The sequence below is a fragment of the Spirillospora sp. CA-108201 genome (genome assembly GCF_050936235.1).
Classification (GTDB): Bacteria; Actinomycetota; Actinomycetes; order Streptosporangiales; family Streptosporangiaceae; genus Spirillospora.
This window is the reverse complement of record NZ_JBNJNE010000001.1, coordinates 1,201,983-1,220,891: the sequence shown is the minus strand read 5'-3', so window position 1 is coordinate 1,220,891 and position 18,909 is coordinate 1,201,983. Positions and strand designations below refer to the sequence as shown.

The 18,909-nt window shown below is 73.8% G+C and carries 18 protein-coding genes; 9 read left to right on the top strand and 9 right to left on the bottom strand.

Annotation, left to right across the window (positions count from 1 at the left end):
* Window position 1 precedes the first annotated feature (1 nt).
* The 5 genes from ACQEU6_RS05830 to ACQEU6_RS05810 are packed head-to-tail and all read left to right on the top strand — an operon-like array spanning window position 2 to window position 5,065.
* Entirely contained in the window at window positions 2–979 is a 978-nt protein-coding gene (locus tag ACQEU6_RS05830; protein ID WP_499329559.1) for a carbohydrate ABC transporter permease, read from the top strand.
* Window positions 976–1,806 (top strand): carbohydrate ABC transporter permease, encoded by an 831-nt coding sequence (locus ACQEU6_RS05825; protein ID WP_499329558.1) that lies wholly within the window; start codon window positions 976–978, stop codon window positions 1,804–1,806. The genes ACQEU6_RS05830 and ACQEU6_RS05825 overlap by 4 nt, the downstream gene beginning before the upstream one ends.
* The gene (locus ACQEU6_RS05820; RefSeq protein ID WP_499329557.1) at window positions 1,803–3,059 is read left to right on the top strand and encodes a 6-phospho-beta-glucosidase; all 1,257 of its coding nucleotides are present in this window, start codon (window positions 1,803–1,805) and stop codon (window positions 3,057–3,059) included. Before ACQEU6_RS05825 ends, ACQEU6_RS05820 begins: the two co-directional genes overlap by 4 nt.
* Window positions 3,059–4,111, top strand: coding sequence for an N-acetylglucosamine kinase (locus ACQEU6_RS05815; RefSeq protein WP_499329556.1), 1,053 nt, complete (start codon window positions 3,059–3,061; stop codon window positions 4,109–4,111). Before ACQEU6_RS05820 ends, ACQEU6_RS05815 begins: the two co-directional genes overlap by 1 nt.
* A 36-nt stretch (window positions 4,112–4,147) precedes the next feature.
* Window positions 4,148–5,065 carry a TIGR03619 family F420-dependent LLM class oxidoreductase gene (locus tag ACQEU6_RS05810; protein WP_499329555.1) on the top strand — a complete coding sequence of 306 codons (918 nt, stop codon included), beginning with the start codon at window positions 4,148–4,150 and terminating at the stop codon, window positions 5,063–5,065.
* 1 nt (window position 5,066) lies between these two features.
* Here ACQEU6_RS05810 and ACQEU6_RS05805 read toward each other — a convergent pair whose 3' ends face one another.
* Together ACQEU6_RS05805 and ACQEU6_RS05800 are read right to left on the bottom strand one after the other, a co-directional pair.
* A complete protein-coding gene (locus ACQEU6_RS05805) occupies window positions 5,067–5,507 on the bottom strand; it encodes an Lrp/AsnC family transcriptional regulator (RefSeq protein ID WP_499329554.1) in 441 nt (146 codons plus the stop codon).
* Between the two features lie 118 nt (window positions 5,508–5,625).
* Complete coding sequence (locus ACQEU6_RS05800) at window positions 5,626–6,648, bottom strand: LacI family DNA-binding transcriptional regulator (RefSeq protein ID WP_499329553.1); 1,023 nt, start codon at window positions 6,646–6,648, stop codon at window positions 5,626–5,628.
* A gap of 146 nt (window positions 6,649–6,794) precedes the next feature.
* Between ACQEU6_RS05800 and ACQEU6_RS05795 the strand changes: the two genes are divergently transcribed.
* Window positions 6,795–8,039: an ABC transporter ATP-binding protein gene (locus ACQEU6_RS05795; protein ID WP_499329552.1), complete on the top strand. Its 1,245-nt coding sequence runs from the start codon at window positions 6,795–6,797 to the stop codon at window positions 8,037–8,039.
* Window positions 8,040–8,108: 69 nt separating this feature from the next.
* On the opposite strand, the gene ACQEU6_RS05790 is transcribed toward ACQEU6_RS05795, so the two are convergent.
* The 5 genes from ACQEU6_RS05790 to ACQEU6_RS05770 form a co-directional block, all read right to left on the bottom strand.
* Window positions 8,109–9,044: a carbohydrate ABC transporter permease gene (locus ACQEU6_RS05790; RefSeq protein WP_499329551.1), complete on the bottom strand. Its 936-nt coding sequence runs from the start codon at window positions 9,042–9,044 to the stop codon at window positions 8,109–8,111.
* Window positions 9,041–10,426, bottom strand: coding sequence for an ABC transporter permease subunit (locus ACQEU6_RS05785; RefSeq protein WP_499329550.1), 1,386 nt, complete (start codon window positions 10,424–10,426; stop codon window positions 9,041–9,043). Before ACQEU6_RS05785 ends, ACQEU6_RS05790 begins: the two co-directional genes overlap by 4 nt.
* 24 nt (window positions 10,427–10,450) lie before the next feature.
* Window positions 10,451–11,728 (bottom strand): ABC transporter substrate-binding protein, encoded by a 1,278-nt coding sequence (locus ACQEU6_RS05780; protein WP_499340099.1) that lies wholly within the window; start codon window positions 11,726–11,728, stop codon window positions 10,451–10,453.
* 92 nt (window positions 11,729–11,820) lie between these two features.
* Window positions 11,821–13,050 carry an ABC transporter ATP-binding protein gene (locus ACQEU6_RS05775; RefSeq protein ID WP_499329549.1) on the bottom strand — a complete coding sequence of 410 codons (1,230 nt, stop codon included), beginning with the start codon at window positions 13,048–13,050 and terminating at the stop codon, window positions 11,821–11,823.
* 253 nt (window positions 13,051–13,303) lie between these two features.
* On the bottom strand, window positions 13,304–14,425 hold the full coding sequence (locus tag ACQEU6_RS05770) for a M24 family metallopeptidase (protein ID WP_499329548.1): 1,122 nt from the start codon (window positions 14,423–14,425) through the stop codon (window positions 13,304–13,306).
* 86 nt (window positions 14,426–14,511) lie between these two features.
* On the opposite strand from ACQEU6_RS05770, the gene ACQEU6_RS05765 reads away from it, so the two are divergent.
* From ACQEU6_RS05765 to ACQEU6_RS05755, 3 genes are all read left to right on the top strand, one after another.
* A complete protein-coding gene (locus ACQEU6_RS05765; protein ID WP_499329547.1) occupies window positions 14,512–15,432 on the top strand; it encodes a 5'-3' exonuclease in 921 nt (306 codons plus the stop codon).
* A 205-nt stretch (window positions 15,433–15,637) separates the two neighbouring features.
* A complete protein-coding gene (locus ACQEU6_RS05760; RefSeq protein ID WP_499329546.1) occupies window positions 15,638–16,363 on the top strand; it encodes a Crp/Fnr family transcriptional regulator in 726 nt (241 codons plus the stop codon).
* Between the two features lie 93 nt (window positions 16,364–16,456).
* On the top strand, window positions 16,457–17,875 hold the full coding sequence (locus ACQEU6_RS05755) for an RNB domain-containing ribonuclease (RefSeq protein ID WP_499329545.1): 1,419 nt from the start codon (window positions 16,457–16,459) through the stop codon (window positions 17,873–17,875).
* A 27-nt stretch (window positions 17,876–17,902) separates the two neighbouring features.
* Here the strand turns inward: ACQEU6_RS05755 and ACQEU6_RS05750 are convergent, their stop codons facing one another.
* Window positions 17,903–18,091 (bottom strand): hypothetical protein, encoded by a 189-nt coding sequence (locus tag ACQEU6_RS05750; RefSeq protein ID WP_499329544.1) that lies wholly within the window; start codon window positions 18,089–18,091, stop codon window positions 17,903–17,905.
* A gap of 150 nt (window positions 18,092–18,241) precedes the next feature.
* Window positions 18,242–18,898: a biliverdin-producing heme oxygenase gene (locus ACQEU6_RS05745; protein ID WP_499329543.1), complete on the bottom strand. Its 657-nt coding sequence runs from the start codon at window positions 18,896–18,898 to the stop codon at window positions 18,242–18,244.
* Window positions 18,899–18,909 lie beyond the last annotated feature (11 nt).

Here is an 18,909-nt window from a genome sequence, read left to right as displayed (position 1 = left end):
CGTGGCATCCGGCTCACCGCGCCTCCCGCTCCCCTGGACGCGGGGCGTGACGGCGGCCGCGCGGGCGCGACGCCGCCGCCGGCTCCGGGTCCTGGCGTTCCTGTCCCCCTGGCTCGCCGGGTTCGGCCTGTTCTTCGCCTACCCCCTCGCCGCCACCGTCTACTTCTCCTTCACCCGCTACAACCTGTTCACGCTGGAGTACGTCGGCCTCGACAACTACACCTACCTGCTGCGCGACCGCGACGCCTGGACGGCGATGCGCAACACCCTGTGGCTGGTGGCCGTCCTCGTCCCGCTGCGGGTGCTGTTCGGCCTCGGCGCCGCCCAGCTCCTCACCCGGATCAGGCGGGGCGCGGGCGTGCTGCGCTCGATCCTCTACCTGCCGTACCTGGTCCCGCCCGTCTCGGCCACGGTCGCGTTCGTGTTCCTGCTGAACCCCGGCACCGGCCCCTTCCCCGCGCTCGCCGCGCGGCTCGGGATCACCCTGCCCGACTTCTTCAACGACGCCGCCTGGGCCAAGCCCGGCCTCACCCTGCTCGGCCTGTGGGCGGTCGGCGACGTCATGATCATCATGCTGGCGGCGCTGCTCGACGTGCCCGCCTCGCTGTACGAGGCCGCCGCGATCGACGGCGCCGGCGCCTGGGCCCGGTTCCGGCACATCACGCTGCCGACCGTGTCCCCCGTCCTGGCGTTCTCCGCCGTCACCGGCGTCATCGAGACGCTCCAGTACTTCACGCAGCCGATGGTGGCCGGCAAGGTCGCCTCCGGGCGCGCCGACCTGCCCGGCGTCCAGTACTCCCCCGGCTACCCCGACGGCTCCACGCTGACGTTCCCGCAGTGGCTGTACGACCAGGGGTTCCGCCAGTTCAACATGGGCTACGCCTGCGTGCTGGCGCTCGTCATGTTCGCCACGGCGATGGCGTTCACCGTGCTCCTGCTCCGCCGGTTCCACGCGTTCGCCGGAGAGGAGGCGCAGTGATCCGGGGAGGGCGCGCCCGCCGGGCGCTGCTGTGGCTCGCCGTGCACGCGACCGCCGTCGCGATCGGCGTGATGTTCCTGGCGCCGCCGGCGTTCATGCTGCTGACCGCCGTGATGACCGACCGGCAGGCGCTCGGCGGCGACCTGTGGCCGCACGGTTGGCACTTCGCCAACTTCGCCGAGGTGCTCAGCGGCGACATGGTCCGCTGGACCGTCAACAGCACCGTGTACGCGGGCCTGTCGACGCTGTTCATGCTGGTCTCCAGCGTCCCGGTGGCGTACGCGCTGGCCCGGTTCCGGTTCCGCGGCCGCAACCTGGCGCTCGTCGTGGTGATCTCGGCGATGATGCTGCCGCCGCAGGTGACCATGGTGCCGCTGTACATCGTGTGGGCCCGGTTCGGGCTGACCGGCACCCTGTGGCCGCTGATCATCCCGCAGCTGTTCGGGGACGCGTTCTCCATCTTCCTGCTGCGCCAGTTCCTGATGACGATCCCCCGCGAGTACGCCGACGCCGCGCGTGTGGACGGCTGCGGCGAGCTGCGCACGATGCTGCGGGTCGTCCTGCCGATGGCCAAGCCCGCCCTGGCGGCGGTCGCGCTGTTCCAGTTCTTCTACTGCTGGAACGACTACTTCCGGCCGCTGGTGTACGCCGACCCCGACCACTGGACGCTGGCCATCGGCGTCGCCATGTTCCGCGCCGCCCACCACGTCGAGTGGAACCTCACCATGGCCGCGACGCTGCTGACGATCCTGCCGGTGCTGGTGGTGTTCTTCCTCGCCCAGCGCGTGTTCATCCAGGGCGTGACCTTGACGGGAGTGAAAGGTTGAAGCTGACGGTCATCGGGGGCGGGTCCACCTACACCCCGGAACTGGTCGACGGGCTCGCGCGCGCGCACGCGGCGCTGCCGGTCTCGGAACTGGTGCTCGCCGACCCCGACGCCCGCCGGCTGGGGCTCGTCGGCGGGCTCGCCGCGCGGATGCTCGCCCGCGCGGGGCACCCCGCCCGCGTCGTCACCACCGGCGACCTGGACGCGGCGGTCACGGACGCGACGATCGTCCTGATCCAGCTGCGCGTCGGCGGGCAGGCGGCCCGGCACGTCGACGAGACGCTGCCGCTGGCCCGCGGCTGCGTCGGGCAGGAGACCACCGGCGCCGGCGGCCTCGCCAAGGCGCTGCGCACCGTCCCGGTCGTGCTGGACATCGCCGCCCGCGTCGCCGCCCGGGCCCCGCACGCCTGGATCATCGACTTCACCAACCCGGTCGGCATCGTCACCCGCGCCCTGCTGGACGCCGGGCACCGCGCGGTCGGCCTGTGCAACGTCGCGATCGGGTTCCAGCGGCGCGCGGCGGCGCTGCTGGACGTCCCGCCCGACCGGGTCCGCCTCGGCCACGCCGGGCTCAACCACCTCACCTGGGTCCGGTCGGTGCTGCTGGACGGGCACGACGTCCTGCCGGACCTGCTCGACCGGCACCCCGGCGACCTCGCCGCCGTCTCCGGCCTTCCCGCCCCGTTCCTGCGGACCCTCGGCGCCGTCCCGTCCTACTACCTGCGCTACTTCTACGAGCACGACCGCGTCGTGGAGGAGCAGCGCGGCGCGCCGTCGCGGGCCGAGGAGGTCGCCGCGCTCGAACGCGACCTGCTGGACGCCTACGCCGACCCCGCCCTGGACACCAAGCCCGCCCGGCTCGGCGAGCGCGGCGGCGCCTTCTACTCCGAGGCGGCCGTGCAGCTGGCCGCGTCCCTGCTCGGCGGCCGCGGCGACGTCCAGGTCGTCAACGTGCGCAACCACCGCACGCTGCCGTTCCTCGACGACCGCGCGGTCATCGAGGTGCCGGCGCGGATCACCGGGTCCGGGGCGGTGCCGCTGCCCGTCCCGCCCCTGGAGCCGCTGCTCGCCGGGCTGGTCGCGCACGTGTCGGCGTACGAGGAGCTGGCCCTGGACGCGGCGCTGCGCGGCGGCGTGGACCGGGTCGCCGCCGCGCTGCTCGCGCATCCGCTCGTGGGCCGGTCGGACCTCGCCGAGCGCCTCGCCCGCGACCTGGTCGCCGCCAACCGCGCCCACCTCCCGTGGGCCGCCTGATGGCCGCGGGCGTGCTGGTCGCCGTCGACGGCGGCAACAGCAAGACCGACGCGGCCGTCGCCACCACCGCGGGCGAGCTGCTCGCCACCGTGCGCGGCGACGGGTTCCGCCCGCAGGCCGCGGGCCTCGACGCCGCGCTCGACGCGCTCACGGCCGACATCGGCAGGGCGCTGCGGGACGCCGGCGCCCGGGCCGATGACGTCGTCCACGTGGCCGCCTACCTGGCCAACGTCGACCTGCCGGGCGAGGAGGAAAGGCTGGAGAAACTCCTGCTCGCCCGGGGCGCCGCGCCGAGCGTGGCGGTCGGCAACGACACGTTCGCGCTGCTGCGCAGCGCCGTCACCGAGGGCTGGGGCGTCGCGGTGGTCTGCGGCGCCGGCATCAACTGCGCGGGCGTCGCCCCCGACGGGCGCACCGCGCGGTTCCCCTCGCTCGGCCCCCACACCGGCGACTGGGGCGGAGGCGGGGAGCTGGGCCGCGCGGCGCTGTGGCACGCCATCCGCGGCGAGGACGGCCGGGGGCCGGAGACGGCGCTGACCGCCGCGGTCGCCGCCCACTTCGGCACGGCCCGCGCCATCGACGTGGGCCTCGCCCTCCACCTCGGCGAGATCGACCAGGGGCGCCTCACCGCCCTCGCGCCCGTCCTGCTCGGCATCGCCGAGTCCGGCGACGAGGCGGCCCGCGGCGTGGTGCTCCGGCTCGCCGAGGAGGTGGCGATCCTCGGCTCGGTGGCGCTGCGCCGCCTGGACCTGCTGGACGCCCCCGCCGACGTCGTCCTCGGCGGCGGCGTCCTGGCGGCCCGCCGGCCGCTGCTGATGGACGCGGTCGCGGACCGCTACGCCGCCCTCGCCCCCCGCGCCCAGCTGCTCGTCCCCGACGACCCCCGCTCCTCGGCGCCGCGCTCCTCGCCCTCGACCACGTCGCCGCCCCGCCGTCCGCCCACGCGGCGCTGCGCGCCGCGTTCCGCCGCCGCTGACCCGGGGTCGGGCCGCCGGCGCCCGGGTACCTACCATGACGACGGACGGGGCGGCCGCCGCCGGCGCCGCCCTTGACGTTGTAAGGTTCCGCCGGCGCGGGAGGGGGACGCCATGGAGATCGGGTTCGCGGTGCCGGGATCGGGCGCGTGGGCGACCCCGCGCAACCAGGTGACGGTGGCGCGGCGGGCCGAGGAGCTCGGCTACCGCTCGCTGTGGACGCTGCAGCGCGTCCTCAACCCGGCCGGGTCGACGGACCTCACCTACCGCGACGTCCCCGACCCGCTCATCACCCTGGCCTACCTCGCCGCCCACACCACCCGGGCGCGGCTCGGCGTCGCGGTCGTGAACCTGCCGTTCTACGCGCCGCCGATCCTCGCCAAGCAGGCCGCCACCCTCGACCACGTCAGCGGCGGCCGCCTGGACCTCGGGCTCGGGATCGGCTGGATGCGCGAGGAGTTCGCCGCGGTCGGCGCCCCGATGGAGCGGCGCGGGGCCCGCGCCGAGGAGTTCATCGCCGCCCTGCGCGCCCTGTGGGCCGGCGGCCCGGGGGACGCGGCGCGGTTCCGCGGCGAGTTCTACGACATCCCGCCGGTGATCATGGACCCGCGCCCGCTCCAGCCGTCGGGGCCGCCGATCCTGCTGGGCGGCGGGGCCGACCCCGCGCTGCGGCGCGCCGGCCGGCTGGCGGAGGGCTGGGTCAGCTCCAGCCGCGCCGACCTCGCCGCGATCGGCCGCTCCGTCGACGTCGTGCGGCAGGCGGCCGAGGAGGCCGGGCGCGACGCGTCCGCCCTGCGGTTCGTGTGCCGGGGCGCGGTCCGGGTCCGCCCCGCCGGGAGGGAGGGCCGGCGCCCGCTCACCGGCTCCTTCGAGGAGATCCGCGGCGACTTCGGGGCGCTGGCGCGGCAGGGCGTCACCGAACTGTTCGCCGACCTGAACTTCGACCCCGAGATCACCGGGCCGGACGCCGACCCGGACGCGTCGCTGGACCGCGCCCTGGAGGCGCTGGAGGCGTTCGCGCCCGGGACGTGACCTACAGGGGCGGCCGGCGAGCCTCCCACGGGGTGCTGAGCACGACCGTGGTGCGCGTCGCGACGTTCGCGGCGGCGCGGATCTTCTGCAGCAGGTCCTCCAGCTCGTTCGGCGAGGCGACCCGGACCTTGAGGATGTAGCTCTCGTCCCCCGCCACCGAGTGGCACGCCTCGATCGCCTGCAGGTGCGCGAGACGGTCGGGGGCGTCGTCGGGGGCGGCCGGGTCGATCGGTTTGATCGACACGAAGGCGGTGAGCGGCAGGCCGATCTGCCCGGTGTCGAGCTGGGCGGCGAAGCCCTTGATGACGCCGCGCTTCTGCAGCCGCCGGACGCGCTGGTGCACCGCCGACACCGACAGCCCCGTCTCCTTGGCCAGATCGGTGAAACTCATCCGCCCGTCGTCGGCCAGCAGGGCCATGATCTGACGATCGATCTCCTCCACTCGGGAAATCTAGCGCGCCGGAGCCCGTGCGTGGGCCCCCGCCCGATCACGGATCGGCTTCCCCGCGCGGGACCGCCGGCGCGCGAGGCGCGGGACCACCGGCGCGCGAGGCGCGGGGCTACCGGCGCGCGGCGCGCAGCGGCCCGCAACTGCCGCGCACCACCAGCTCCGTCGGCAGCAGGACGGGTCCTCCCCTGCCGCGCCGGGCGGGCTCGCGCAGCAGCAGCTCGCAGGTGCGGTAGCCGATGTCGTGGCCGGGCCTGGCCACGGCGGTGAGCGGGGGATCGCACAGCTCCGCCCACGCGACGTCGTCCACCATCGCGATGGACACGTCGGCCGGCACCCGCAGGTCCAGCTCGCGGGCGACCAGGACGGCGGCCTCCCCGAGCAGGTGGCCGGCGGCCAGGACGGCGGTGACGTCCGCGCGGCGCTGCAGCAGCCCGGCGGCCGCCGCGTAGGCCGCGTCGCGGGCGGGGCGGGCGGCCACGACCAGGTCCTCCTCCACGGGCACGCCCAGCTGGGCCAGGGTCTCGCGGAAGGCGCGCTCGCGCACCCCCGCGGGACGGCCCGGAACGCCGCCGAGGAACCCGATGCGGCGGTGCCCCAGCCCGGCGAGGTACTCGGCGAGGGACCGCACGCCGCCCGCGTCGTCGGCCAGCACGGACGGGATGTCCGGCAGCCCCGGCAGGACGCGGTCGGCGAACACGACGCTGGAGCACACCCTCGCCGCGGCGCGCCAGTCGGCCTCGTCCCCGGCGGGCAGCGCGATGATCCCGTCGACCCGCTGCTCGACGAGCCGGTCGACGATCTCGGCCTCGCGGGCGGGGTCGCCGTGCGCGGCGTCCACGATCACGTGCTCGCCGAGGGTGCGGGCGCAGGCCAGCACGCCCGCGACCACCTCGGCGCAGAACGGGTCGGTGACGTCGGGGACGACCAGGCCGATGCCGCCGCTGCGGCGCAGCTTGAGGCCGCGTCCGAGGGCGCTCGGCCGGTAGTCCAGCTCGCGGGCCGCGGCCAGCACCCGCTCGCGGGTCGCGGCGCTCGCCGACCCCGTCCCGGAGAACACGCGCGACACCGTGGCGATGCCGACGCCCGCCGCCGCGGCCACGTCCTTGATCGTCGCCGACCGCCGCTCCGCCATCCGCGCGCCGCCCCTTTCCGCCTGTTTCGATCATCTTCTCACGATGACGTCTCCCCTGGAAACGATTCCATGATGTTTACTCCAGCCAATACGACATATCCCCTGCTCGGCGGGGGGCGACGGAAACGTTTCCACAAGGGGTTGCGATGGCCAAGATCGTGCTGGACGGGGTCGACAAGGTGTACGGCGGCGGAGTCAAGGCCGTCGACGGGCTCGACCTGGAGATCCGCGACGGCGAGTTCATGGTGCTGGTGGGGCCGTCCGGCTGCGGCAAGTCCACCGCGCTGCGGATGATCGCCGGGCTGGAGGAGATCTCCGGCGGGAAGATCTCCATCGGCGAGCAGGTCGTCAACGACCTCGCGCCGAAGGACCGCGACATCGCGATGGTCTTCCAGAACTACGCCCTCTACCCGCACATGACGGTCGAGCAGAACCTCGCGTTCGGCCTCAAGCTGCGCGGCACCCCGAAGGCGGAGATCAAGCAGAAGGTCCGCGACGCCGCCAAGATGCTCGGGCTGGAGCAGTACCTGTCCCGCAAGCCGGCCGCGCTGTCGGGCGGCCAGCGGCAGCGCGTCGCGATGGGACGCGCGATCGTCCGCCAGCCGCAGGCGTTCCTCATGGACGAACCGCTGTCCAACCTCGACGCCAAGCTCCGCGTGTCCATGCGCGCGTCCCTCAGCCAACTGCACGAGCGCCTCGGCGTCACCACCGTGTACGTCACCCACGACCAGGTCGAGGCGATGACGCTCGGCTCGCGGGTGTGCGTGCTGCGCGAGGGCAGGCTGCAGCAGGTCGACACCCCGCAGCGGCTCTTCGACAACCCCGTCAACCTGTTCGTGGCCGGGTTCATCGGCTCGCCCGCGATGAACTTCGTGCTCGCCGACCTCGAGACCGGCGACGGCGGGGCGCGGGTCTCCTTCGCCGGCTACACGCTGCCGGTCCCGGCCGCGGTCGTGGACGGCAAGCCGGGCCTGGACGGCTACCTCGGCAAGAAGGTCATCCTCGGCATCCGCCCGTCGGACTTCGAGGACTCCGCGCACGCGCAGCCCGACTGGGCGCCGATGGCGGTGCGCAGCAGCGTCACCGAGGAGCTCGGCAGCGAGATCAACGTGATCTTCACGATCGACGCCCCGCCGGTCGAGCACAAGGACACCGCCGACCTGGCCGAGGACGCCGCGGAGGGCGAGACCGAGGCGATCCCGCTGATCGACAACAAGGCGCTGTGGACGGCCCGCGTCAACTCCCGCTCGCACGTGCGCCCGGGGCAGGACGTGGACCTCGCCGTCGACACGCGCCGCCTGCACTTCTTCGACCCGTCCAGCGGCCTGGCCATCGGGCACTCCGACGTCGCCGAACGGCACGCCGCCGCGGACCTGCGCAAGTCCGGCTGAGCACCCGCCGGAACCGGGCGGTGCCCACGGCCCTGGCAGGGCCGTGGGCACCGTCGTCCTCGCGGGCCGTCACTTCACCGAGCCGGCGAGGACCCCCTGGACGAAGTAGCGCTGGAACGCGAAGAAGACCACCAGCGGGACGATCAGGGACAGGAACGCGCCGGGCGCGAGGATGTCGATGTTGCCGGTGAACTGCCGCATCTGCGACTGCAGCCACTTGGTCATCGGCTGCGACCCGGTGTCGGCGAACACCAGCGCGACCAGCAGGTCGTTCCACACCCACAGGAACTGGAAGATACCGAGCGAGGCGATCGCCGGGCCGCCCAGCGGGAGGATCACCCGGCGGAAGATCGTCCACTCCGAGCCGCCGTCCATCCGCGCCGCCTCCAGCAGGTCCCGGGGGATCGCCGCGAAGAAGTTGCGGAGCAGGAAGATGGCGAACGGCAGCCCGAAGGCGACGTGGAAGAGCACCACGCCGGTGACCGAGCCGAACATGTGGAAGCTTCCGAACTCGATGTAGCCGTAGAGCTTGGCGACCGGGATCAGCGCGACCTGGACCGGCACCACCAGCAGCGCCACGACTCCGAGGAACAGCCAGTCCCGGCCGGGGAACTCCATCCACGCGAACGCGTAGGCGGCCAGCGAGGCGATCGCGACCACCAGCAACGTCGCCGGGACGGTGATCAGCACCGTGTTCCAGAACGAGTCGACGAAGTCGCCCTTGTCCAGGAGCGCGCTGTAGGACTCCGCGGTCAGCTGCGCCGGCTTGGCGAACACGCTCCACCAGCCGTCGGCGTTGTTGTCCTCGTTGGAGCGCAGCGAGGCGACCAGCAGGCCGAGGGTCGGCACCAGCCAGAACAGCGCGACCAGGACCAGCAGCGCCTGCGCGGCGCCGCCGCCGGCCCTGCCGACGACCCGGGCGGCCAGGCCGCGCCGCGGCGCGCCCGCCGCGCCGCCGGCCTCCGCCCCGGAGGGCGCCTGCGCGCCCTTCTCCGCGGTGCTCATTTGCGCTCCTGCCGCATTCGCCGGATGTTGAACAGCATGGCGGGCAGCACGAGCACGAACAGCAGCACGGCGATGGCGCTGCCGGAGCCCTGGTCGTTGCCGCCGCCGAACGACTCGGTCCACATCTGCAGCGCCAGCACGCTGGCGTTCGGATCGCCGCCGCCGATGATGTAGACGAGGTCGAAGACCTTCAGGACGTTGATGACCAGCGTCACCAGCACCACCATCAGGACGGGCGCGAGCAGCGGGATCGTCACCCGCCGGAACACCTGCCACTCGGTGGCGCCGTCGACCCGCGCCGCCTCCAGGGCGTCGCGCGGGATGGCGGCGAGCCCGGCCGCGATCAGCACCATCGCGAAGCCCGACCACACCCACACGTACGACCCGATGATCGCCGGGGTGATGAGGGTGTCGCCGAGCCACTCGGCGCCCTGGTAGGCCGTGGTGAAGTTGTCCTTGGGCAGCCGGATCGTGTACGTCCCGGCGGGCACCTTCCGCAGGGTGAAGGTGCCGTCGGCCTCCGTGGTGGCCTTGGCGACGACCTTGCCGCCCTGGACCGCCTCCACCCGGATGCCGGGCAGCCCGGACTCGCCGGAGTTCGGGGCGTTCTGCTGCCCGCCGCCGCCCCGGGTGAAGTCGAACCAGACCGTGCCGGTCAGCCGGCCAGGCGCGGCCGCCGGGGGCGGCGCGGCGGGCTCGGCGTCCTTCGGAAGGTACTCGGGCTTGATCTTCAGCAGCGGGATGAGCGCGCTCTGCCCCGCCGAGTAGGGCCGCACCGAGACCACGGCGCCGCCGTCCTCGCGGACCGGCGCGTTCCCGCCGTTGCGGGGCCCGGCCCCCGGGTAGGTGGTGTCCTGCCGGAACATGTCGTGGACCGCGACCATCGCCGCGTTCGCCACGCCCTTGTCCGGGTCCTGCTGGTACACCAGCCGGAAGATCACGCCGGAGGCGAGGAACGAGATCGCCATCGGCATGAACACCACGAGCTTGAACACCGTCGCCCAGCGGATCCGCTCGGTGAGCACGGCGAACACGAGGCCGACGATGGTCACCACGCTCGGCGCCACGACGACCCAGATGGCGGTGTTGCGCACCGCCACGAGGTTGTCGTGCCCCTGGAAGACACCGGTGTAGTTGTCGACGCCGACGAACGAGCCGCCCGAGGCGTCGAAGAAGCTGCGGATCACCGAGTAGACGATCGGGTACACGACGAGGAAGCCGAGCAGCAGCAGCGCCGGCAGCAGGAACATCAGGGCCAGCCACGACGGCGGGGTCAGCCGCTCGCGCGCGCCGCGCGCGCCGCGGCGGGCGGGCGGCGCGTCGATGGCGGCGGCGCCGCCGGCCGTCGCGGCCGGCGGCACCTCCTCATTCGGAGCCTTCATCAAGGGTTTCCCTACTTGTGGGCCCTACTTGTACGCCTTGGCCGCCTCGGCCTCCAGCTTGGCCTGCGTGCCCTTGACGTCGGTCGGGTTCTGCACGAACTGGCGCAGCGCCTCCCACTCGCCCTTGCCGGGCGTCGCGCCGAACGCGGCGGGCGCCAGGTCGGACATGTCGTAGCGTGCTGCGTCGCCTGCCTGCTGGAGCTGGGTGATCAGCTGCTTGGCGATCGGGTCGGAGTAGGCGTCCGGCTTGACGTTCTTGTTCGGCGTCAGGTAGCCGCCGAGCCCGGCCCACACCGTGCCCGCCTCGGGCGAGGCGAGGTACTTCATCAGCTCCTGCGCGCCCTTGCCGTCCTTCAGCGCGACCGCGACGTCGCCGCCGAGGATCGCCGGGGCGGTGTCGCCGGCCTTCGGGAACGCGAACACCTTGGCGTCCGTGCCGACCTTGGCCTTGGTGGTGCCGATGTTGGCGGCGGCGAAGTCGCCGCCGTAGACCATGGCGGCCTTCTGCTGGCCGAACACCTGGGTGACCGACTCGTCGAACTTGGTCTTGGTCGCGGTCGCGACCCCGCCGTTGAGGTAGTCGGGCTTGCCCCAGACCTCGGCGAGCGTCCGCAGCGCCTTGCCCACGCTCGGGTCGGTCCACTTGATCTCGTGCTTGGCGAGCTTGTCGTAGTTCTCCGGCCCGGCCTGCGACAGGTAGACGTTCTCGAACCAGTCGGTGAGCGTCCAGGAGTCCTGCGGCCCCGCGGCGAGCGTGAACGGGGTGGTGCCCGCGTCCTGCAGCGTGCCCGCCGCCTTGGTCAGGTCGGCCCATGCCGCGGGCGGCTGGACGCCGGCCTCGTCGAGCGCCTCCGGCCGGTACCACAGGATCGACTTGTAGGCCGCCTTGACGATCACGCCGTAGGTCTTGCCGTCGGAGGAGCCGAGCTCCTTCCAGTACGGCGCGAAGTTCTGGCCGACCTGCGAGACCACGTCGTCGCCCAGGGGCTTGAGCGCCCCCTTGCCCGCGTACTGCTGCATCAGGCCCGGCTGCGGAAGGATCGCCACGTCCGGCGGGTTCTTGGCCTCGATGCGCGGGCCGAGGTAGGCGTCGGTGTTCTCACCGGTGGAGGCGTAGTTGACCTTCGCACCCGTCTTCTTCTCGAACGCCTGCAGGACCTTGCGGAAGTTCGCCTCCTCAGGACCGGTCCACTTGGCCGCGACCTCGATGGTGGTGCCCTTCAGCTCACCCCCGCCGGAGGGCGACGACCCGTCCCCGTCCTTGTCGTCGCCGCCGCACGCGGCGGCCGCGGACAGGAGCATTCCCGCCGCGACGGCGGCTCCCGTCACGCGCCTGCCGAAGCCGGCGGAACGCTGTCTGCGGGGGGCGGTCCCCCCGCCGGCGAAGCTGACGCTCATTCCTCATCCTCCCTGGCCGGAGCGGCGTCGCCTGTTCCCCAGATCGACGCGCCGGACTCGATATCGAAGAAGTGCAGGCGGCCGGTGTCGACGCGGACCGTCACCGGGTCGCCCACCTTCACGCGGGTGCGCGGGCTGAACCGCGCGACCAGGTCCGTGCGGGGGCTCTCCAGGTTCCCCAGCACGTCGGTCCCCGCGTCGCGCGCGAGCTCCTTGGTGTCCTCGGTGACGACCTGGGACGCCTCGATCGCGAAGTGCACCAGCACGTCCGAGCCCATCGCCTCCACGAGGTCGGCGGTGGAGGCGAGCCCGGACCCCTCGGGCGCCTCCACGAGCTCGGAGTCCTCCATGTCCTCGGGGCGGATGCCGACGACGACGTCGCCCCCGAGGCGGGACGCCAGGGCCGGGCGCTCGGTCAGCACCTCGGCCGGGAGCGTCAGGGTCTGGCCGCCGATCTCCAGGCGCGGGTTCTCCGCGTCGCCGGACAGCGTGCCCTGGACCAGGTTCATGGCCGGTGAGCCGATGAATCCGGCGACGAACAGGTTCGCCGGCCGGTCGTAGAGCTCCTGCGGCGCCGCGACCTGCTGCAGGCGCCCCTTCTTCATCACCGCGACCCGGTCGCCGAGCGTCATCGCCTCGGTCTGGTCGTGGGTGACGTAGACGGTGGTGACGCCGAGGTCGCGCTGGAGCCGGGCGATCTCGGCGCGCATCTGGACGCGCAGCTTGGCGTCGAGGTTGGACAGCGGCTCGTCCATCAGGAACGCCTGCGGCTCCCGGACGATCGCGCGGCCCATCGCGACGCGCTGGCGCTGCCCGCCCGACAGGTTGCGGGGCTTCTTGTCCAGGTAGTCGGCCAGGCCCAGGGTCCGCGCGGCGCGGTCGACCTTCTCGCGGATCTCGGCCTTCGGCAGCTTGCGCAGCGAGAGCCCGAAGCCGATGTTGTCGCGCACCGACAGGTGCGGGTAGAGGGCGTAGCTCTGGAACACCATCGCGACGTCGCGGTCCCGGGACGGCACCCGGTTGACGACCCGCCCGCCGATCGTGACCTCGCCCTCGGAGATGTCCTCCAGTCCGGCGACCATGCGCAGCGCGGTGGTCTTGCCGCAGCCCGACGGGCCCACCAGGACGAGGAACTCCCCGTCGGCGATGTGGAGGTCCAGGTCGGTCACGGCCCGCGTGCCGTCGGGATAGACCTTCCCGACGCTGGTCAGGTCGACCTCTGCCACGGCGTCTCCTCTTCGTCACGGCACGTCGACGCGGAAGAATTTGACTTACTCCCGCGTAACAGTGCAACAAGGAGGTACAGGGCCGGACACCCCGATCGCAACCGGCGGGGGCACGCTCCGGCGCATTTGATACAGAGATCGTTACCGAGCTGTTTCCGTCTCAATTTGCGCTGCCCGAAAACAGCACGTGGGCATGAACGCAAACCCGTTCATGCCCACGGTCGTCCGGAGCGCCGCAGCGCCCCGACCGGTGTCAGTCCACGATCACCAGCCCGCGCTCGGTCACGTTCATCGGCGCGAAGCCGTCCTCGGTGCACACGACGATGTCCTCGATGCGGGCGCCGTGCGGGCCGGGGTAGATGCCCGGTTCGATCGAGAACGCCATCCCGGGCTCCAGCGGCTCGAGGTTGCCGGCGACGATGTAGGGGTCCTCGTGCGACTCCAGCCCGATGCCGTGGCCGGTGCGGTGGAAGAAGTGCTCGCCGTGCCCGGCGGCGGCGATGACGCCGCGGCCCGCCGCGTCCACCGCCTCCGGCGTCGCTCCCGGCCGCACGGCCGCGCACGACGCCCGCTGCGCCTCCTCCAGCACCGCGAAGTACGCGCGGTAGTCGGCGGGCGGCTCGCCCACGCAGTAGTTGCGGGTCGAGTCCGAGCAGTAGCCGCTCGGCATCGTCCCGCCGATGTCGACCACCACGGGCTCGCCGGGACGGATGACCCGGTCCGACAGCTCGGCGTGCGGGTTGGCGCCGTTCGGGCCCGAGCCGACGATGACGAAGTCGACCTGCGCGTGCCCCTCGGCGATGATCGCGTCGGCGATGTCGCGGCCGACCTCGCGCTCGGTGCGGCCCGCCCTCAGCAGCTCCGGGACCCGGCGGTGCACCCGGTCGATCGCCTCCCCCGCCTCGCGCAGCGCCGCCACCTCCGCCGCGCTCTTGCGGATCCGCAGCTCCCGCAGCACGCTCCCGGCCGCGACCTGCTCGGCGCCGGGCATCGCGGCGCGGAACCGCAGCGCCATCACCGCCCACATCCGGTCGGCCACGCCGACGGTCCCGGGGTCCCCCGGGAGCCGGCGGGCCACCAGCGCGTAGGGGTCGTCGGTCTCGTCCCACGGCACCAGCTCGACGCCGAGGGACCCCGCCGGCGACTCCTGCGCGGCGGGCAGCTCCAGCCGGGGGACGACCAGGAACGGCTCGCCGTCCGCCGGGACCACCAGGCAGGTGAGCCGCTCGAGCTGCTTGGCGTCGTACCCGGTGACGTACCGCAGATCGGGGCCGGGCGTCAGCAGCACCGCCCCGAGGCCCGCCTTCGCCGTCGCCGCGCGCACCAGGCCGACGCGCTCGCGCGGATACAACTCCGTTGTCACATCCGTCTCCATATCTCCGATCCTCTCCAGTGGCCGGTACCAGGATCCCAGGAGCGTCCGGGCGCCGCCGACCCGGCCCGCGTGGCAGCATGTGGCCCATGAGCGGGCTGATGCTGCTGGACACGCCGTCGTTGTACTTCCGCGCCTTCTTCGGGGTCCCCGAGTCGGTGACGGCCCCCGACGGGACGCCGGTGAACGCGGTGCGCGGACTCGTCGACATGATCGCCCGTCTCGTCCAAGACCGGCGGCCCGAGCGGCTCGTGTGCTGCATGGACGCCGACTGGCGCCCGGCGTTCCGGGTGGAGGCGCTGCCCTCCTACAAGGCGCACCGGGTGGCCGAGGACGGCGGCGACCAGACGCCCGACGCGCTGGAGGCCCAGCTGCCGGTCATCGAGCAGGTGCTGGACGCCTTCGGGCTGGCGCGCGCGGGCGTCCCGGGCTACGAGGCCGACGACGTCATCGGGACGCTCGCGGTGCGGGGGGCGGCCGACGGGCCGGTCGACATCGTGACCGGCGACCGCGACCTGTTCCAGCTCGTCGACGACCGCGCCCCCGTCTGCGTCCTGTACACCGCCCGGGGGATCCGGAACCTGCAGGTGATGGGCGAGAAGGAGGTGGCGGCCAAGTACGGCATCCCGGGCCGCGGCTACGGCGACTACGCCACACTGCGCGGCGACCCGAGCGACGGGCTACCCGGTGTGCCGGGGGTCGGCGACAAGACCGCCGCCGCGCTCGTCACCCGGTTCGGCACGGTCGAGGGGATCCTCGCGGCGCTGGACGCCGGCACCGACGAGGGGTTCCCGGCGGGCGCGCGCCGCCGGATGGAGGCGGCCCGCGAGTACCTGGCCGCCGCCGAGACGGTGGTGCGGGTCGTCACCGACATCGACGCCCCCGAGCTGGCGGGCCTGGAGGACGGGCTGCCCGCCGAGCCGCGCGACGCCGAGGCCCTCGTCCGGCTCGCCGACACCTGGAACCTGTCCGGCCCGGTCAACCGGCTCCTGAACGCCCTCTCACGCTGATCGCCGATTTCGCTGCAATTTGCGCCGAGAGTGTCAGATGACACAGACAGCGCGGTCTCCGGCGTGCAGCATGCGGATCGGTGATGGGTTCTCATTGGCACATGCAGGCGACCGGTACCCGCGGCACTCGGGCCTCAACGCCCCACTCCCCCCGATTGCCGTGGGTACCGGTTCATCCGAACCCCCGACCGGAGACGGACGTGCCGTGAGCGAGCGGACCAGACCACGCGGCGGTCTCGCCGCGAGCCCCGGCGGCGGCTTCTGGGCCGCGCTGGACGGCCGGGAGCGCGCGGCGCTGCGGGCCGCCGGGCGGGCCCGGAGCTACCAGCCGCGGACGCCCCTGTGCTACCAGGGCGACGATTCCGACCACATCATCGTCATCGAGTCCGGCTGGGCGAAGGTCACCTGCGCCGGCGAGGACGGCCGGGCGGTCGTGCTCGCCGTGCGCGGCCCCGGCGACCTGGTGTGCGAGAGCGCGGTGCTCGGCGGCCGCGAGCGGTCGGCGACCGTGCAGGCGCTCGACCACGTCCGGGCGCTGATCGTCCCGGCGGCCCGGTTCACCGCCTTCCTGGACGCCCACCCGCGGGTGTGGCGGCTGGTCAGCGGCACGTTCGTGCGGCGGCTCGACGACGCCGACCGCAGGCTGCGGGCGCACGTGTCGGCGCAGGGCGCCCGGCGGCTGGCGATCCTGCTGTCGGGCCTCGCCGACCTGTCGGCCCGGCACGTCCCACCCGCCGCCGGCGGGGCGATCGCGATCGGGCCGCCGCTGTCCCAGGAGGAGCTCGGCAGCTGGATGGACGCCTCCCGGGAGACCGTCGCGCGGGCGCTGTCCACGCTGCGGCGCGAGGGACTGGTCAGCACCGGCTGGCGAAAGATCACTGTGGAGGACCCGCCGGGGCTGCGCGCGTTCGCGGACTCCCCCGACGAGTGAGGCAGGTCAACCCCGTTCCGGCCGGCGGACCCGGCGCCTTTACATTGTAGATTCACAGCGGGATCGCCGGGTTCGTCCCGTACGCTCGGTCGTGTGCCGCGCCGACCGCTGCGACTGCGTACCGTCGAGGCCGACGCCGAGGTCCGCGCCGGCCTCGACCGGATCCGCGCCGAGTTCTCGGTGCCCGGCGCGTTCCCGCCCGCCGCCCTCGCCGAGGCCGCCGCCTCCGCGCCGCCCCCCAACGGACGCGTGGACCTGCGCGACGTCCCCTTCTTCACCCTGGACCCGCCCGGCTCGCTCGACCTCGACCAGGCGATGCACCTGGAGCGGCGCGGATCCGGGCACCGGGTGCGGTACGCGATCGCCGACATGGCCGGGTTCGTCCGCCCGGGCGGCGCGCTCGACACCGAGGCGCGCGCCCGCGGCGTGACGCTCTACCTGCCGGACGCGAACGCGCCGCTGCACCCGCGCCCCCTGTCGGAGGGAAGCGCGAGCCTGCTGCCCGGCCGGGAGCGTCCCGCCGTCGCGTGGACGATCGACGTCGACGACGCCGGGCGGATCACCGGCGTGGACGTGCGCCGCGCCCTCGTGCGCAGCCGCGACCGGCTCGACTACGCCACCGCCCGCCGCGGCGACGGCGACCCGCGGATCGCGCTGCTCGGCGAGATCGGCGAGCGGCTCATCGCGGCGGAGGCCGCGCGCGGCGGCGTGAGCCTGCCGCTGCCCGAGCAGGAGGTCGTGCACGCGGGCGGCGGCTGGGCGCTGAAGCTGCGCGGCGACCTGGCGACCGATGCGTGGAACGCGCAGATCTCGCTGCTGACCGGGCGGGCCGCGGCGCGGCTGATGCTGGACGGCGGCGTCGGGCTGCTGCGCACCATGCCGCCCGCGCCCGCCGAGGCGGTCGAGCGGCTGCGGCTCGCCGCCCGGGCGCTGGAGGTCTCCTGGCCGGGGGACGCCTCCTACGGCGACATCGTCCGCGCCCTGGACCCGGTGCTCCCCCGGCACGCGGCGTTCCTGCACGACGCGGCGGGGCTGATGCGCGGCGCCGGGTACACCGCCTTCGACGGCGCGCCGCCCGAGCAGCCCGCGCACGCCGCCGTCGCCGCCCCGTACGCGCACGTCACCGCCCCGATCCGGCGGCTGGCCGACCGGTACGCCACGGAGGTGTGCCTGGCGCTCGCGGCGGACCGGCCCGTCCCGGGCTGGGCGCGGGAGGCGCTGCCGCTCCTGCCCGAGGCGATGCAGCGGGCGCTGCGCCGCGGCGCGGACATCGACCACGCGTGCGTCGACCTGGTCGAGGCGCTGCTCCTGCGCGACCATGTCGGGGACGTGTTCGACGGGGTGGTGGTGGACGTGAACGGCGACCGCACCGGCGGACGCGTCCAACTGGTGGCGCCGCCGGTGTTCGGCCGCTGCGACGGGGAGGGGCTGCCGCTCGGGGAGCAGGTCAGGGTGCGACTGGAGGAGGCGGACCCGGCGCGCCGCCGGGTCCGCTTCTCGCGTGCGTCGTGAGCCCCGACCGCCGCGGCCGGCGGGCGGTCACCGGCGGCCGCGGCGGCGCGGCCGCCAGTTCGCGGAGGCGCCGGTGCCGACGCCGCCGAGGTGCAGGGCGATCAGCAGCAGGCCGAGCACGGTCAGGGTGCCGTTGTTGATGGCGTCCGAGGAGATGTCGGCCAGGTCGAACAGCAGGGCGAGTGCGAAGACGATCGCGGCGACGATCGCGAGCATGTCGGCCTCCGTGGGGGGTCGGGGGCCCCGGCGGGCCCCTCGGCTGCCTAACGGATCTCCCCCAGCCCGCCCCCGAAACCGCACCCTTTTTCCGGCCGTCCGATATTCGTATTTCCGACAGAATAGACGTTCGCGCCGGTCAGCGGCCGGTCACGCGGCGTCGCGGCGCAGGTGCTCGTCGAGTTCCGCGGTGAGGGCGGCGTTGAGCCGGTAGGCGGCCCTGACCTCGCCGATGACCCGGGCCTGCTCCGCGGCGTCCCACGGCGCGGCGTCCAGCAGCCGGCGGTAGCGGTCCTTGTAGGCCTTGGGCTTGCCCGCGAAGCGGTAGAAGCGGACGCCGTCGGCCCCCGCGGGCAGGTCCAGGGTCTTGCGGACCTGGAGCCCGATGTACTGCCCGCCGGACAGATCGCCCAGATAGCGGGTGTAGTGATGGGCCACGAACCCGCCCGGCCAGTCGAAGCACACTTCGCGCAGCCGGTCGCAGTAGCGGGCCGTCGCGTCGTTCGGCTCCGCGCGCGAGCGCCAGCGGGGCCCGTAGAAGAAGGCGAGGTCGGCCTCCAGCGCCTCGCGGCGGCGCAGCCCGGGAAGGTCGAAGCCGCCGGCGACGGGATCGCCGGCCATCCGGTCGGCGGCCCGCTCCAGCAGGTCGTAGACGGGGTGGAGCTGCGCCACCAGCACGGCGTACTCGTGCCGCTCGAGGCGGCCCTCCGCGAGCGCGCCCATGTAGGCCGAGGTCTCGTTGTCGCCGTGGTCGCTCCAGGTCGCGGCGCGCAGCCGCGCGGAGAACGGCTCTTTTTCCGACGCCATGTCGGCTACCT

Coding starts and splice junctions, on each gene's coding strand:
- ACQEU6_RS05815 (WP_499329556.1), top strand. CDS start 3,059: ATGGCCGCGGGCGTGCTGGTCGCCGTCGACGGCGGCAACAGCAAGACC.
- ACQEU6_RS05810 (WP_499329555.1), top strand. CDS start 4,148: ATGGAGATCGGGTTCGCGGTGCCGGGATCGGGCGCGTGGGCGACCCCG.
- ACQEU6_RS05800 (WP_499329553.1), bottom strand. CDS start 6,648: ATGGCGGAGCGGCGGTCGGCGACGATCAAGGACGTGGCCGCGGCGGCG.
- ACQEU6_RS05795 (WP_499329552.1), top strand. CDS start 6,795: ATGGCCAAGATCGTGCTGGACGGGGTCGACAAGGTGTACGGCGGCGGA.
- ACQEU6_RS05790 (WP_499329551.1), bottom strand. CDS start 9,044: ATGAGCACCGCGGAGAAGGGCGCGCAGGCGCCCTCCGGGGCGGAGGCC.
- ACQEU6_RS05785 (WP_499329550.1), bottom strand. CDS start 10,426: ATGAAGGCTCCGAATGAGGAGGTGCCGCCGGCCGCGACGGCCGGCGGC.
- ACQEU6_RS05780 (WP_499340099.1), bottom strand. CDS start 11,728: ATGCTCCTGTCCGCGGCCGCCGCGTGCGGCGGCGACGACAAGGACGGG.
- ACQEU6_RS05770 (WP_499329548.1), bottom strand. CDS start 14,425: ATGGAGACGGATGTGACAACGGAGTTGTATCCGCGCGAGCGCGTCGGC.
- ACQEU6_RS05765 (WP_499329547.1), top strand. CDS start 14,512: ATGAGCGGGCTGATGCTGCTGGACACGCCGTCGTTGTACTTCCGCGCC.
- ACQEU6_RS05750 (WP_499329544.1), bottom strand. CDS start 18,091: ATGCTCGCGATCGTCGCCGCGATCGTCTTCGCACTCGCCCTGCTGTTC.
- ACQEU6_RS05745 (WP_499329543.1), bottom strand. CDS start 18,898: ATGGCGTCGGAAAAAGAGCCGTTCTCCGCGCGGCTGCGCGCCGCGACC.